Source organism: Mesorhizobium sp. M7A.F.Ca.US.014.04.1.1 (assembly GCF_003998745.1).
GTDB classification, from domain to species: domain Bacteria; phylum Pseudomonadota; class Alphaproteobacteria; order Rhizobiales; family Rhizobiaceae; genus Mesorhizobium; species Mesorhizobium ciceri.
The window spans coordinates 1-426 of the sequence record NZ_RZRW01001479.1 but is presented as its reverse complement, the minus strand read 5'-3'; the positions used below and the strand labels follow the sequence as shown (position 1 = coordinate 426).

The window sequence follows — 426 nt, the reverse complement described above, 5'->3', positions numbered from 1 at the left end:
GAGATAGTTGCGTGTCTGGCAGGTCCTTTTGCAGAATCCGCATTCGAAGGCTATCTGGACCCGCGCGATATGGCGATGAATGCGTCCGATGGGAATGAGGGGAGCAGCGACTACGCGGATGCCAAGCGAATCTATGGTGAGTTGCGGTTCCTGATGCCGCGCCGCCCCGATTGGGGGCGGATCGAAGATCGCACGGCCCGGCTAGTACTCGATCACTGGTCAGCCATCGAAGCATTGGCCGCGCATTTGCTGGTCAAGCATGCTCTCCAATTCGATGAGGCTCTGACGATTGTTGCGCCGCATCTTCCGCCCATGCCAGCAGCTACGCCGCCAGAGCGTCATCCGCAGCCTGCTTGATCAGCCATTCGATGTGATTTGACCACATCTGCAACACCTCGCGCTTCTCCTTGACGTTGCTATAGAGAT

At 57.7% G+C, this 426-nt stretch carries 1 protein-coding gene; it reads left to right on the top strand.

What is annotated here, in order from left to right; genetic code table 11:
• Nucleotides 1-357, top strand: a 357-nt coding sequence (locus EOA22_RS37220; RefSeq protein WP_206521608.1) for a hypothetical protein, incomplete at its 5' end; no start/stop codon positions are given.
• Nucleotides 358-426 lie beyond the last annotated feature (69 nt).